Source organism: Gilliamella sp. W8123, from assembly GCF_016101085.1.
Taxonomy (GTDB): domain Bacteria; phylum Pseudomonadota; class Gammaproteobacteria; order Enterobacterales; family Orbaceae; genus Gilliamella; species Gilliamella apis.
This window is the reverse complement of record NZ_JACFRE010000001.1, coordinates 340195-352492: the sequence shown is the minus strand read 5'-3', so window position 1 is coordinate 352492 and position 12298 is coordinate 340195. Positions and strand designations below refer to the sequence as shown.

Annotated in this window: 15 protein-coding genes; 11 read left to right on the top strand and 4 right to left on the bottom strand. The window is 35.7% G+C overall.

Annotation, left to right across the window (positions count from 1 at the left end):
• Window positions 1–3: 3 nt before the first annotated feature.
• From yciA to fldA, 4 genes are all read right to left on the bottom strand, one after another.
• Window positions 4–462: an acyl-CoA thioester hydrolase YciA gene (gene yciA, locus H3T56_RS01625; RefSeq protein WP_065578536.1), complete on the bottom strand. Its 459-nt coding sequence runs from the start codon at window positions 460–462 to the stop codon at window positions 4–6.
• Between the two features lie 27 nt (window positions 463–489).
• Complete coding sequence (locus H3T56_RS01620; RefSeq protein ID WP_034902113.1) at window positions 490–1032, bottom strand: inner membrane-spanning protein YciB; 543 nt, start codon at window positions 1030–1032, stop codon at window positions 490–492.
• Window positions 1033–1100: 68 nt separating this feature from the next.
• On the bottom strand, window positions 1101–1559 hold the full coding sequence (gene fur / locus H3T56_RS01615; RefSeq protein WP_034902110.1) for a ferric iron uptake transcriptional regulator: 459 nt from the start codon (window positions 1557–1559) through the stop codon (window positions 1101–1103).
• Between the two features lie 78 nt (window positions 1560–1637).
• Window positions 1638–2150, bottom strand: coding sequence for a flavodoxin FldA (fldA, locus tag H3T56_RS01610; RefSeq protein ID WP_034902105.1), 513 nt, complete (start codon window positions 2148–2150; stop codon window positions 1638–1640).
• Window positions 2151–2327: 177 nt separating this feature from the next.
• Here fldA and sucC point away from each other — a divergent pair, with 177 nt between their 5' ends.
• From sucC to hslU, 11 genes are all read left to right on the top strand, one after another.
• Window positions 2328–3500, top strand: coding sequence for an ADP-forming succinate--CoA ligase subunit beta (sucC, locus tag H3T56_RS01605; protein WP_198191850.1), 1173 nt, complete (start codon window positions 2328–2330; stop codon window positions 3498–3500).
• Between the two features lie 24 nt (window positions 3501–3524).
• On the top strand, window positions 3525–4391 hold the full coding sequence (gene sucD / locus H3T56_RS01600; RefSeq protein WP_065578539.1) for a succinate--CoA ligase subunit alpha: 867 nt from the start codon (window positions 3525–3527) through the stop codon (window positions 4389–4391).
• 117 nt (window positions 4392–4508) lie between these two features.
• Entirely contained in the window at window positions 4509–6080 is a 1572-nt protein-coding gene (locus tag H3T56_RS01595; RefSeq protein ID WP_034902098.1) for a cytochrome ubiquinol oxidase subunit I, read from the top strand.
• A gap of 19 nt (window positions 6081–6099) precedes the next feature.
• Window positions 6100–7236 carry a cytochrome d ubiquinol oxidase subunit II gene (cydB, locus tag H3T56_RS01590; RefSeq protein WP_198191849.1) on the top strand — a complete coding sequence of 379 codons (1137 nt, stop codon included), beginning with the start codon at window positions 6100–6102 and terminating at the stop codon, window positions 7234–7236.
• Window positions 7237–7245: 9 nt separating this feature from the next.
• Window positions 7246–7356 (top strand): cytochrome bd oxidase small subunit, CydX/CbdX family, encoded by a 111-nt coding sequence (locus tag H3T56_RS01585; protein WP_086320090.1) that lies wholly within the window; start codon window positions 7246–7248, stop codon window positions 7354–7356.
• A 204-nt stretch (window positions 7357–7560) separates the two neighbouring features.
• The gene (ybgC, locus tag H3T56_RS01580) at window positions 7561–7956 is read left to right on the top strand and encodes a tol-pal system-associated acyl-CoA thioesterase (protein ID WP_034902095.1); all 396 of its coding nucleotides are present in this window, start codon (window positions 7561–7563) and stop codon (window positions 7954–7956) included.
• A 51-nt stretch (window positions 7957–8007) separates the two neighbouring features.
• Window positions 8008–8628 carry a protein TolQ gene (gene tolQ, locus H3T56_RS01575; protein ID WP_065578639.1) on the top strand — a complete coding sequence of 207 codons (621 nt, stop codon included), beginning with the start codon at window positions 8008–8010 and terminating at the stop codon, window positions 8626–8628.
• Window positions 8625–9050, top strand: coding sequence for a colicin uptake protein TolR (tolR, locus tag H3T56_RS01570; RefSeq protein WP_370527996.1), 426 nt, complete (start codon window positions 8625–8627; stop codon window positions 9048–9050). The genes tolQ and tolR overlap by 4 nt, the downstream gene beginning before the upstream one ends.
• 32 nt (window positions 9051–9082) lie before the next feature.
• Window positions 9083–10180 carry a cell envelope integrity protein TolA gene (gene tolA, locus H3T56_RS01565; RefSeq protein ID WP_198191848.1) on the top strand — a complete coding sequence of 366 codons (1098 nt, stop codon included), beginning with the start codon at window positions 9083–9085 and terminating at the stop codon, window positions 10178–10180.
• Window positions 10181–10345: 165 nt separating this feature from the next.
• Entirely contained in the window at window positions 10346–10873 is a 528-nt protein-coding gene (gene hslV, locus H3T56_RS01560) for an ATP-dependent protease subunit HslV (RefSeq protein WP_025316169.1), read from the top strand.
• Between the two features lie 27 nt (window positions 10874–10900).
• Window positions 10901–12229 (top strand): HslU--HslV peptidase ATPase subunit, encoded by a 1329-nt coding sequence (gene hslU, locus H3T56_RS01555; protein ID WP_034902086.1) that lies wholly within the window; start codon window positions 10901–10903, stop codon window positions 12227–12229.
• Window positions 12230–12298: the final 69 nt, after the last annotated feature.

Here is a 12298-nt window from a genome sequence, read left to right as displayed (position 1 = left end):
TTATCAGCTATAAGTTAAGTTTAATTTGCTAATAGGATCTTTAGTACAATCATAATGTTGAAATATTTCTGGCAAAGGTTTTGGATTATTGTGTTTATCTACAGAAACATAGGTAAAAGTAGCATCAGTGATACGAAAACGCTGCGTAGCAATTTCTGAATCGGTTACTTTTTTAATCCAAACTTCAATTTCGATGGTAATCGAGGTAGTGCCAGTTTTTATACAATGAGCATAACAACATACTACGTCGCCAACCATTGCCGGTTTGTAAAAAGTAATACTACTGGCATTAACTGTCACTACTCTTCTTTTGGCAATTTCTTTAGCTAAAATACCACCAGCTAAGTCCATTTGCGACATGATCCATCCACCAAAAATATGGCCATGTGGATTAGTGTCTGCCGGCATAGCTAAGGTTCGTAATACTAATTGTCCTTTAGGGTTGTTATCATTTTGTGTCATGTTGTTAATACTCCTACCTGTATCATCTTATCTATTTTCAGTAGTCTTACTCATATTTCGGTAAATATAAATTCCCGATATTAAAGACATTATTAATGATGCTGCCGGTAAAATAAATACTTTAAAAATCCAGAAGAAGTCATCTGTTGCATAATATGTTGCAATTAAACTGAAAGTCCCACAAGCGATAAAAAATACAATCCACATCAGATTTAACTTATTCCAGACTGTTATATCAAGCTGTATCTCTTTAGCTAATATTTTTTGTATTAGATTTTTCTTGAAAATAAACTGACTAACAGATAAAGCAGTAGCAAATAAAAAGTTAATAATAGTCACTTTCCATTTGATGATATTAGGTTCACGAGTTAACAATGTCACGCCACCAAAAATCATTACCATCAGATAAGATATCAGCTCAACTTTATCAATTTTTTTATACATAACAAGAATAATTAAAAAGGATATTGTTGAGGCAATCATTAATGCTTGGACGCCGACAAAAATATCGTAAATTGTTAAAAATATAAAAAATACGATAAGTGGGATAAAATTTAAAAGCTGCTTCATGTGATTATTAACCTGACAGATAAAAGTATGTATTATTCTTAATAAGTAAAAAAGCCTATAAAATAGGCTTATTTTTTAGTATGAAGTTCCGGATGAGCTTTACAGTTACCAGCCTTACAATGTCCGTAAAGGTATAAGCTATGAAAAGTGAGGGTAACGCCATATTGTTCTGCGATTTCTTTTTGACGTTGATTAATTATTTCGTCTCGAAATTCAAACACTTCGCCACAATCTAAACAAATTAAATGATCGTGGTGTTTTTGTGAGGCAAGTTCAAAAACAGCTCTGCCACCTTCAAAATTATGACGAGTTACAATTCCGGCATCGTCAAATTGATTTAATACTCGATAAACCGTTGCAAGGCCAATTTCTTCGCCCATATCAAGTAGTTTTTTATAAAGATCTTCTACAGTAATATGTTGGCATGAAGGGTCTCGTAATAATTCTAAAATTTTTAATCGTGGTAAGGTAACCTTTAAGCCGGCACTTTTCAGTGCTGCATTATTATCTTTATCATGATTCGTCATATTACATTCCAGTTGAGTTGTTTAATAAAACATATTATAAAAATATGTACGGAAAATAAAATAAATCACTTTGATAGATCAAATATTCATTTCGGTTTTTACTTGTTTTACCCAATTATTAATGCGTTCTTCGGTTAATTCTGGTTGACGATCTTCATCAATGGCTAAACCAACAAAATGATTATCATCAACTAAACTTTTCGATGCTTCAAAGCTGTATCCTTCTGTCGACCAATGACCAACAATTTTTGCCCCTTTAGGTTCGATAATATCGCGAATTGTTCCCATCGCATCACAAAAATATTCAGCGTAATCTTCTTGATCACCACAGCCAAAAATTGCTACAGTTTTACCATTAAAATTAATTTGTTCTAAATTAGGAAAAAAATCGTCCCAATCAGCTTGAGATTCACCGTAATACCAAGTTGGGATACCAAAAAACAAGCAATCATATTTTTCGATATGTTCTTTAGTAGTTTTTGCAATATCGAAAAGATCTGCTTTATCTGTACCTAAAATTTGTTGGATTTGTTTAGCTACGTTCTCTGTATTACCGGTGTCACTACCAAAAAAGATTCCAACTTGTGTCATATTTTTACCTTTACTGTTTTTACAATATCAATATATTTTTTGAGTATATCATTGTCGGTAGTTATCAGCAATAATTCTCAATTACTATAAACATAAGTAATTATTTACTACACAATTTTTACATCTTGCATTAAAATTAGCCACTATTTTTGGCAATCAGAGCTTTGGGATTTATTTATGAACCTGCATGAGTATCAATCAAAACACCTATTTAAACAGTATAATTTGCCAGTGCCAGAAGGTTATGTATGTAACTCTATCGATGAAATACAAGATACATTGGCTGAAATTTCCTCGCAAACAACGACTAACGCTTGGGTGGCAAAATGCCAAGTACATGCAGGGGGACGAGGCAAATCTGGCGGGGTCATTTGTACTAAGGATTTTAATGAAATAAAACTGTTTGCTGAAAAATGGTTAGGTCAGTATTTAGTTACTTATCAAACAACATCCAAAGGCCAACCTGTTAATCAGATTTTAATTGAGAAGGCTTCAAATATAGCTAAAGAGCTTTATTTAGGTGCAGTAATTGATCGTGGTAGCAAACGTATTGTGGTGATGGCGTCAACTGAAGGTGGCGTTGAGATTGAAAAGGTTGCTGAAACTTCACCACATTTAATTCATAAAATATCGCTAGATCCATTAACTGGGCCATGTGGCTATCAAGGTCGTGAGCTTGCTTTCAAACTCGGTCTTACTGGTAAACTCGTCAATCAATTTGCCAAATTATTTGTCAATTTTGCTAATCTTTTTATCAATAATGATGTTTCATTAGCTGAAGTAAATCCTTTAGTTATTACTGATTCACAGGAATTAATTTGTTTAGATGCTAAAGTGGTTTTAGATGATAATGCCATGTTCAGACATCCTGATTTAGCAATATTAAGAGATACAACCCAAGAAGACGAACGTGAATCAATTGCAGCTAAACAAGGTATTAGCTATGTTTCACTGGAAGGTAATATTGGTTGTATGGTCAATGGTGCCGGCCTTGCGATGGCAACAATGGATATGATCAAACTTTATGGTGGTGAGCCAGCGAACTTTTTAGATGTAGGTGGTGGTACAACCAAAGAGCGCGTAGCGGAAGCATTCAAATTAATTTTATCAGACAAAAATGTCAAAGCTATTTTAGTCAATATTTTTGGTGGTATTGTTCGTTGTGATCTTATTGCTAATGGCATTATTGATGCCATTAAAGAGATTGGTTTGACAGTGCCTGTTGTTGTTCGTCTTGAGGGTAATAATGCTGAGCTAGCAAGAGAGATTTTGGCTAAAAGCGAATTGAATGTTATTACAGCAAAAGGTTTAGTCGATGCAGCCCAACAAATTGTTGCTGTTGCACAATAATAGTATGGGTGGAGAATAATTACTATGTCAATTTTGATTAATAAAGAAACAAAAGTGATTTGTCAGGGATTCACTGGTAGTCAGGGGACTTTCCATTGTGAGCAAGCAATTGCTTATGGAACAAAAGTCGTCGGAGGTGTAACACCCGGTAAAGGCGGTACCACGCATTTAGGTTTACCTGTATTTAACACGGTTAAAGAAGCTGTAGCAGCAACAGGTGCAACAGCAACAGTAATTTATGTTCCTGCTGCATTTGGTAAAGACTCGATTTTAGAGGCAATTGATGCAGGTATCAAACTGATAGTATGTATTACAGAAGGTATTCCAACTCTGGATATGCTTATCGTTAAACAAAAATTAGTCGAACATGATGTTGTTATGATAGGCCCTAATTGTCCTGGAATTATTGTTCCTGATGAGTGTAAAATAGGTATTATGCCTGGACATATTCATTTGGCAGGAAAAGTAGGTATTGTTTCTCGTTCTGGTACTTTGACTTATGAAGCAGTCAAACAGACTACCGATATCGGATTAGGCCAATCAGTGTGTGTTGGAATTGGCGGTGATGCTATTCCGGGTAGTGATTTTATCTCCATTCTAAAATTACTTCAGCAAGATCCTAAGACTGAAGCTATTGTTATGATAGGTGAAATTGGTGGTAGTGCTGAAGAAGAAGCCGCTAATTACATCAAACAAAATGTTACCAAACCTGTTATTGCTTATATTGCTGGTGTTTCGGCACCTGCAGGTAAACGTATGGGCCATGCAGGGGCAATTATTTCTGGAAACAAAGGAACTGCTGCCGATAAAACCAAAGCACTACAGGCAGCTGGAATCATTGTTGTGAATAGTTTAGCGGAAATCGGTGAAACGGTAAAAATGCACCTTTAATTTTATTTAATTTCATTTTTTTGACATTCATCAATTTTTATTCTTAAAATAATATTGTAAAATACAATAAATAACGATAAAAAATTTGTGGGTATTTAAGGATAAAGGGAGCACGTTATGTTTGATATTGTAGAATTATCAAGACTTCAGTTTGCACTCACCGCAATGTATCATTTTATTTTTGTTCCATTAACGCTAGGTATGGCGTTTATGCTTGCAATTATGGAAACAGTATATGTGGTTAGTGGCAAGCAAGTTTGGAAAGATATGACTAAATTCTGGGGTAAACTATTCGGTATTAATTTCGCCGTTGGTGTTGCTACCGGTTTAACCATGGAGTTCCAATTTGGGACTAACTGGTCTTATTACTCGCATTATGTAGGTGATATATTTGGTGCACCTCTTGCGATTGAAGGACTAATGGCATTTTTCTTGGAATCAACTATGGTTGGTTTATTCTTTTTTGGCTGGGATAGACTAAGTCGTGGTAAACATCTAATGGTTACTTGGTGTGTAGCCTTTGGTTCCAATTTCTCTGCACTTTGGATTTTAGTTGCCAATGGTTGGATGCAATTTCCTATCGGTTCTGACTTTAACCCGATTACCTCTCGCATGGAAATGGCCAATTTCTTTGAATTAATTACTAATACTGTAGCACAATACAAGTTTGTTCACACTGTTGCTGCAGGGTATTTGACTGGTTCAATCTTTGTTTTAAGTATTAGTTCCTATTATCTATTAAAAAAACGAGATTTGCCTTTTGCTAAACGTTCTTTTGCTGTAGCAGCTGTGTTTGGTTTTATTATGTCAATTGTTGTTGCAATTATGGGCGATGAAGCCGGTCATGAGTTGACAACTGTACAACCAGTAAAACTAGCGGCAATTGAAGGTGAATGGGAAACTCAACCAGCGCCAGCATCATTTAATGTTATAGCGTTCCCGTCGCAAGATAAGAAAGAAAATGTATTCGCTTTGGAAATCCCTTACATAATGGGGATCATGACAACTCGTTCATTCGATACTCAAGTTACTGGTTTACGAGATATTTTAACTAACAATGAATCTCGAATTCGTAATGGTATTTTAGCTTATACTAATTTGGAAAAAATTCAGAAAGGTGATCAGGACCCAGCTGTTTTAAAAGCCTTTGAAGATAATAAAGTGGACTTAGGTTACGGTTATTTAGTTAAACGCTATACCGATCGTGATAACTTAACAATTCCTGAAGCGACTGAACAACATATTAAAGCGGCAACTGAAGATTCAATCCCTACTGTATGGCCACTGTTCTGGGCATTTAGAGGTATGGTTGGTTTGGGCTTATTAATGATTTTAGGCACTGGGCTTGCTTTATGGACAACCTATAAAGGTCGAATTGGTGAAAAACGATGGTTATATCGTTTACTACTGTTATCTTTACCATTCCCATGGCTTGCATGTGAATGCGGTTGGTTTGTTGCCGAATATGGTCGTCAACCTTGGGCAATTCAAGATATTTTACCAACAGGTGTAGCTAATTCATCATTAACTCCAGGTGAAGTATTATTTACCATGGTTCTTATTTGTGGACTTTATACTTTGTTCTTGGTTGCTGAATTGTTCTTAATGTTTAAATTTGCACGATTAGGGCCAAGTTCATTAGGTACTGGCAGCTACCATTATGAAAAAACACAATCAATATCGGAATAAGGCATAGGGAGTATATACAATGATTGATTACGAAATTGTACGCGTCATCTGGTGGGTGTTGATTAGTGTTGTTTTAATCGCTTTTGTTATCACAGATGGCTTCGATATGGGTGTCGGAATTTTATTACCTTTTATTGGTAAAACCGATACTGAACGCCGAATCATGATAAATGCAATCGCACCACACTGGGATGGTAACCAAGTTTGGTTAATTACTGGTGGTGCAGGTATTTTTGCTGCATGGCCTACGGCTTATGCGGTATCTTTTTCCGGTTTTTATATTGCGATGGTTTTAGTGCTCTGTGCGCTATTTTTTAGACCAATTGGTTTTGATTACCGTAGTAAACTGGAAAATACTAAATGGCGTAATATGTGGGACCTCGCGATCTTTTTTGGTAGTTTTGTGCCTGCTCTTGTTTTCGGTGTTGCTTTTGGCAATTTATTAGAAGGTGTGCCATTTAGATTTGATATTAGTAAACGTGCTTTTTATGATGGCTCATTCTTTGAATTACTAAACCCATTTGCAATATTAGCCGGTATTGTGAGTTTGATGTTAATCGTTGCTCATGGTGGCGCTTGGTTGCAAATGAAAACTTCTGGTGAACTTTATTTAAGAGCAAGAAAAGCAACACAAATAACAAGCTTGGTAATGCTAATTGCTTTTGTTTTAGCTGGAGTTTGGATTGCATTTGGCATTCATGGTTATGAAATCACAAGTGCTATAGATCATAATGGAGTATCGAATCCATTAGCTAAAACTGTATCAACAGATTCTACATGGTTAAATAATTACATGAATTATCCTATTTTATGGGCGGTTCCAGCATTAGGCGTATTATTACCATTATTAACTATTTTCTTTTCTAGTGTGAATAAAAATGGATTGGTGTTTTTATCTTCTTCACTAACTATTGCTTGTGTATTACTTACCTATGGAATTGCAACATTCCCATTCATTATGCCATCAAGCATTATGCCAAACGCTAGTTTGACTATTTGGGATGCAACTTCTAGTCAGTTAACACTTAATATTATGTTTGGTGTTGTGGTAATCTTTTTACCAATTGTTCTTTTCTACACTATCTGGTCTTACATTAAAATGTTTGGACGTTTAGACAAAAACCATATAGAAAATAATAAACATTCACTTTATTAAGGATTAATTATGTATTACGTTTTATGGTTCATTGGATTAATTGCTGCATGTATGTTAGCTGTTGTTACTGGACTTTGGGTTGAAAACTCTAGTAATGAAAAAGAAACTAATAATAAATAAAATATTAAAAAACTAATATAAAGGTGGCAAATAGTCACCTTTTTACTTATTTATAAGTCTGAACAAATTTATAAGTCTGAATAAAATATAAATAATTCACAAATGATAATTGTTTTCATTTAACTATTTTTATATCATAGTGCAGCGAATTTCATATTCAGATATAATATGGTCAATTTTTTAGTCTAAATTAGATCTAACAATATGAAACAATTCAATTGGAATGCAAGAGTCTATTATGAAGACACAGATGCTGGTGGGGTAGTTTATCACGCTCGGTATCTTGCTTTTTTTGAACGAGCTAGAACAGAAATGCTAAGGCAACTTGATATTAGTCAACAAAAGTTACTGCAAGAAGGTATTGCTTTTGTTGTTAAAAAGATGGATATTAGCTACGACTTCCCAGCACGTTTAGATGATATGTTAACTATCAGCACTAAGATTGAGCAAATTCGTAAGGCGTCTATTATTTTTAAACAGACAATTTTAAACCAGAATAAGCAAATTATCAGCAGCGCTGATGTGGTGATTGCTTGTGTCAATATGACTAAAATGAAGCCTTGTGCGCTTCCAAAGTCATTATTTTTGGAGTTAATTTAAGTGAATATTATTGATCTATTTTTACAAGCAGGACTTTTGGTACAAGGCGTTATGCTATTGTTACTTATATTTTCTGTTATGTCTTGGGCTTTTATTTTTCAACGTAGTAGCATTTTAGGCAAAGCTAAAAAACAAGTTGAACAATTTGACAATAGTTTTTGGGCCGCTGATGACTTAAATGTGCTCTTTGATAAAGCAAAATTCAATAAAGAAGAGATCTGTGGTACAGAACATATTTTCTATTCGGGATTTAAAGAGTTTTCTCGTTTATATCAAATTAATCCAAATATGCCAGAAGCAGCGTTAGATGGTGCGTCTCGTTCAATGCGTTTAGCGATGAATCGTGAATTAGATAATTTAGAATTGCATATTCCTTTTTTAGGTACTGTAGGGTCAATTAGCCCATATATTGGTTTATTTGGTACGGTTTGGGGAATTATGCATGCCTTTATTTCACTTGGAGAGGTTAAGCAAGCAACATTGCAAATGGTTGCTCCGGGTATTGCTGAAGCGTTAATTGCGACTGCTATTGGTTTATTTGCCGCGATTCCTGCTGTTTTAGCTTATAACCGATTATCCTTACGTGTGAGTCGAATGGAACAAAGCTATTTGAATTTTATTGATGAGTTTTCATCAATTTTACAACGTCAAGCAGTAGCTGTTAGGAAATAATTATGAGCAGACGTTCACGTTATTCAACCAAATCAGAGATCAATATTGTACCTTTGTTAGATGTATTATTGGTATTAGTATTGATTTTTATGGCTACAGCCCCAATAATAAGCCAAAGTGTTGAAGTTGATCTTCCAGAAGCGACAGAATCAAAAACTGTATCTCCTTCTGATAATAAACCTATAATTATCGAAGTATCTGGAATAGGGGAGTATGCAATTATTATAGATCAGAATCGACAATCGAATATTCCTCAAGAGCAAATTGTTGCAGAAGTTAAGCAGCAAATGTCACTTAATGATAAAGCTGTTTTTTTAGTTGGTGGTGCGAAACAGGTTCCTTATGAAGAGATTATAAAGGCTTTAAATTTACTTCAATCAGCAGGTGTCAAATCTGTTGGTCTGATGACTCAACCAATTTAACTTAACAATTATTAAAAATAAAAATGTCAGCAATGTCTAATAAGTTAAACTCAAAATTAAGTTTACCGGTTATCATTTCCATTCTTTTACATGGCATATTAATTATTGCCTTGGGATATAAGTTTGTCAGTGATACTGGTGAAAACTACGGTAGTATCAATGGTAATTCGATTGATGCTATTATGATTGATCCATCGGTTATGACCGAACAATATCAAAGACAATTGCAGACACAAGTTAATCAACAAAAAGCAGATCAAAAGACCCAAGAACTGCTAGATAAGCAAATAAAAGAACTCGCTGAAAAAGCAGAAGCAGAAAAAGCCGCGGCTGAGAAAGCTGCAGCAGAAAAAGCCGCTGCTGAAAAAGCAGAAGCAGAAAAAGCTGCTGCCGAGAAAGCTGCAGCAGAAAAAGCCGCTGCCGAGAAAGCTGCAGCAGAAAAAGCCGCTGCTGAAAAGGCTGCAGCAGAAAAAGCTGCTGCTGAGAAAGCTGCAGCAGAAAAAGCCGCTGCTGAAAAGGCTGCCGCAGAAAAAGCCGCTGCAGAAAAAGCCGCCGCTGAGAAAGCTGCAGCAGAAAAAGCCGCCGCTGAGAAAGCTGCAGCAGAAAAAGCTGCTGCTGAAAAGGCTGCCGCAGAAAAAGCCGCTGCTGAAAAGGCAGCAGCAGAAAAAGCCGCTGCTGAGAAAGCTGCAGCAGAAAAAGCCGCTGCTGAGAAAGCTGCAGCAGAAAAAGCCGCAGCAGAAAAAAAAGCTAAACAGAAGGCAGAGCAAGCTAAAAAAGATAAAGCACTCAACGATCTTTTGGGTGGGCTTACCTCAGGAACACCAAGTTCTGGAGGAGCAGCCAGCCGTAAAGGTGTATCCGATGGCGAGCTAGATAAATATAAATCGTTAGTACAAAATGCAATAAGTAATAAATTTATTAACCCACCAAATGTTTATCGTGGCAAAACTTGTGAACTACAAATTCAGATAGCACCAGATGGACTATTACTTAATGTTACCTCAAAAGGTGGTGATGCTGATCTATGCAGAGAAGCGCTTGCTGCAACTAAATTAGCGGTTATACCAAAACCAGCAAGTAGTTTGTATAATGAAGTAAAAACCATGAATATTGAATTCCAACCAAAGTAAATAATTTGATAGTTCTTTGATTTTTAAAATTTATTTATGTTATGTCATTTATTAATGAATAAATATTCCGCATCTTGATAATCTGATATTGAAAATTTACTAATCACCCCAATATATTTCCTATTCATTCCGAATTAAGTTTTTATGTAAAAGAAGGAGCAGAATATGACAACAATTGTCAGTGTCCGTCGTGAAGGTCAAGTTGTTATTGGTGGCGATGGGCAAGTCACATTAGGTGAACGCATTATCATGAAAGGTAATGCGCGAAAAGTTCGCCGATTATATAACAATAAGGTGATAGCTGGATTTGCTGGCGGTACAGCAGATGCTTTCACACTATTTGAATTATTTGAACGAAAATTAGAAATGCACCAAGGGCATTTAACTAAAGCAGCGGTTGAATTAGCCAAAGATTGGCGAACCGATAGAATGTTGCGTAAATTAGAAGCATTACTTGCCGTTGCTGATGAAAGCGCATCATTGATTATCACCGGTACTGGTGACGTAATTCAACCAGAAGATGATTTGATAGCGATTGGATCCGGTGGACCTTATGCTCAAGCAGCTGCAAGAGCTTTATTAGATAATACCTCATTATCTGCACATGATATTGTGCAAAAATCGCTATCAATAGCGGGTGATATTTGTGTTTACACGAATAACTTCCAAACTATTGAAGAGCTTAATTACTAATTAATCTGATTTAAGAGAAAAACTACTATGTCTGAAATGACTCCTCGCGAAATTGTAAGCGAATTAAACCAACATATCATTGGACAAGATAAAGCAAAACGTTCTGTTGCTATTGCTTTACGTAATCGCTGGCGTCGTATGCAACTTGATGAAGCATTACGTCATGAAGTTACGCCAAAAAATATTCTTATGATTGGCCCTACAGGGGTGGGTAAAACTGAAATTGCTAGACGATTAGCTAAATTAGCTCATGCACCTTTTATTAAAGTAGAAGCGACCAAATTTACTGAAGTTGGTTACGTTGGTAAAGAAGTTGACTCGATTATTCGAGACCTTACTGACTCTGCGGTGAAAATGATTCGCCAAGAAGCTATCGAAAAAAATCGTAATCGAGCTGAAGAATTGGCAGAAGATCGTATTTTAGATGTGCTTGTTCCACCAGCTAAAGATGGTTGGGGACAAGTTGAAAATAATAATGATTCAACAGCTAGACAAGCATTTAGAAAAAAATTACGTGAAGGTGCGCTTGATGATAAAGAAATTGAAATTGAAGTAGCTGGCGTCAATATTGGTGTTGAAATTATGGCTCCTCCAGGTATGGAAGAGATGACTAACCAACTACAGTCGATGTTCCAAAATTTAGGTGGTCAAAAAACTAAAGCGCGTAAAATGAAGATCAAAGATGCCTTCAAACAGCTAATAGAAGAAGAGGCTGCGAAGTTGGTTAATCCTGATGATCTTAAACACGAAGCCATTGAAGCTGTTGAGCAAAATGGGATTGTATTTATCGATGAGATCGATAAAGTGTGTAAACGAGGTAATTCATCTGGACCTGATGTTTCTCGCGAAGGTGTGCAACGTGATTTACTACCACTTGTTGAAGGTTGTACCGTTTCAACTAAACATGGTTCAGTAAAAACCGATCATATTTTATTTATTGCATCGGGTGCGTTCCAAACTGCTAATCCGTCAGATTTAATTCCTGAGTTGCAAGGACGTTTACCAATTCGAGTTGAATTACAAGCGTTAACAAGCGAAGATTTTGAACGGATTTTAACTGAACCGAATGCATCATTGACAGTCCAATATAAAGCATTAATGGCAACCGAAGGCGTTGATATTGACTTTACACCGGATGGTATTCGTAAAATTGCTGAATCTGCTTGGCAAGTTAATGAACAAAATGAAAATATTGGTGCTCGCCGTTTGCATACAGTGCTTGAACGTTTAATGGAAGATGTCTCTTTCGAAGCCAGCGAATTGGGCGGACAAACTATCACAATTGATGCTAAGTATGTTAGCGATCATCTAGATAAGCTTGTTGCCGATGAAGATCTAAGCAAGTTCATTTTATAATAAAAGATATTGTTAAATTAAAAGGTGAGTTAAACAACTCACCTTTTTTATAGCTATTATTTAGTTAAT

Coding starts and splice junctions, on each gene's coding strand:
- yciA (WP_065578536.1), bottom strand. CDS start 462: ATGACACAAAATGATAACAACCCTAAAGGACAATTAGTATTACGAACC.
- H3T56_RS01620 (WP_034902113.1), bottom strand. CDS start 1,032: ATGAAGCAGCTTTTAAATTTTATCCCACTTATCGTATTTTTTATATTT.
- fur (WP_034902110.1), bottom strand. CDS start 1,559: ATGACGAATCATGATAAAGATAATAATGCAGCACTGAAAAGTGCCGGC.
- fldA (WP_034902105.1), bottom strand. CDS start 2,150: ATGACACAAGTTGGAATCTTTTTTGGTAGTGACACCGGTAATACAGAG.
- sucC (WP_198191850.1), top strand. CDS start 2,328: ATGAACCTGCATGAGTATCAATCAAAACACCTATTTAAACAGTATAAT.
- sucD (WP_065578539.1), top strand. CDS start 3,525: ATGTCAATTTTGATTAATAAAGAAACAAAAGTGATTTGTCAGGGATTC.
- H3T56_RS01595 (WP_034902098.1), top strand. CDS start 4,509: ATGTTTGATATTGTAGAATTATCAAGACTTCAGTTTGCACTCACCGCA.
- cydB (WP_198191849.1), top strand. CDS start 6,100: ATGATTGATTACGAAATTGTACGCGTCATCTGGTGGGTGTTGATTAGT.
- H3T56_RS01585 (WP_086320090.1), top strand. CDS start 7,246: ATGTATTACGTTTTATGGTTCATTGGATTAATTGCTGCATGTATGTTA.
- ybgC (WP_034902095.1), top strand. CDS start 7,561: ATGAAACAATTCAATTGGAATGCAAGAGTCTATTATGAAGACACAGAT.
- tolQ (WP_065578639.1), top strand. CDS start 8,008: ATGCTATTGTTACTTATATTTTCTGTTATGTCTTGGGCTTTTATTTTT.
- tolA (WP_198191848.1), top strand. CDS start 9,083: ATGTCTAATAAGTTAAACTCAAAATTAAGTTTACCGGTTATCATTTCC.
- hslV (WP_025316169.1), top strand. CDS start 10,346: ATGACAACAATTGTCAGTGTCCGTCGTGAAGGTCAAGTTGTTATTGGT.
- hslU (WP_034902086.1), top strand. CDS start 10,901: ATGTCTGAAATGACTCCTCGCGAAATTGTAAGCGAATTAAACCAACAT.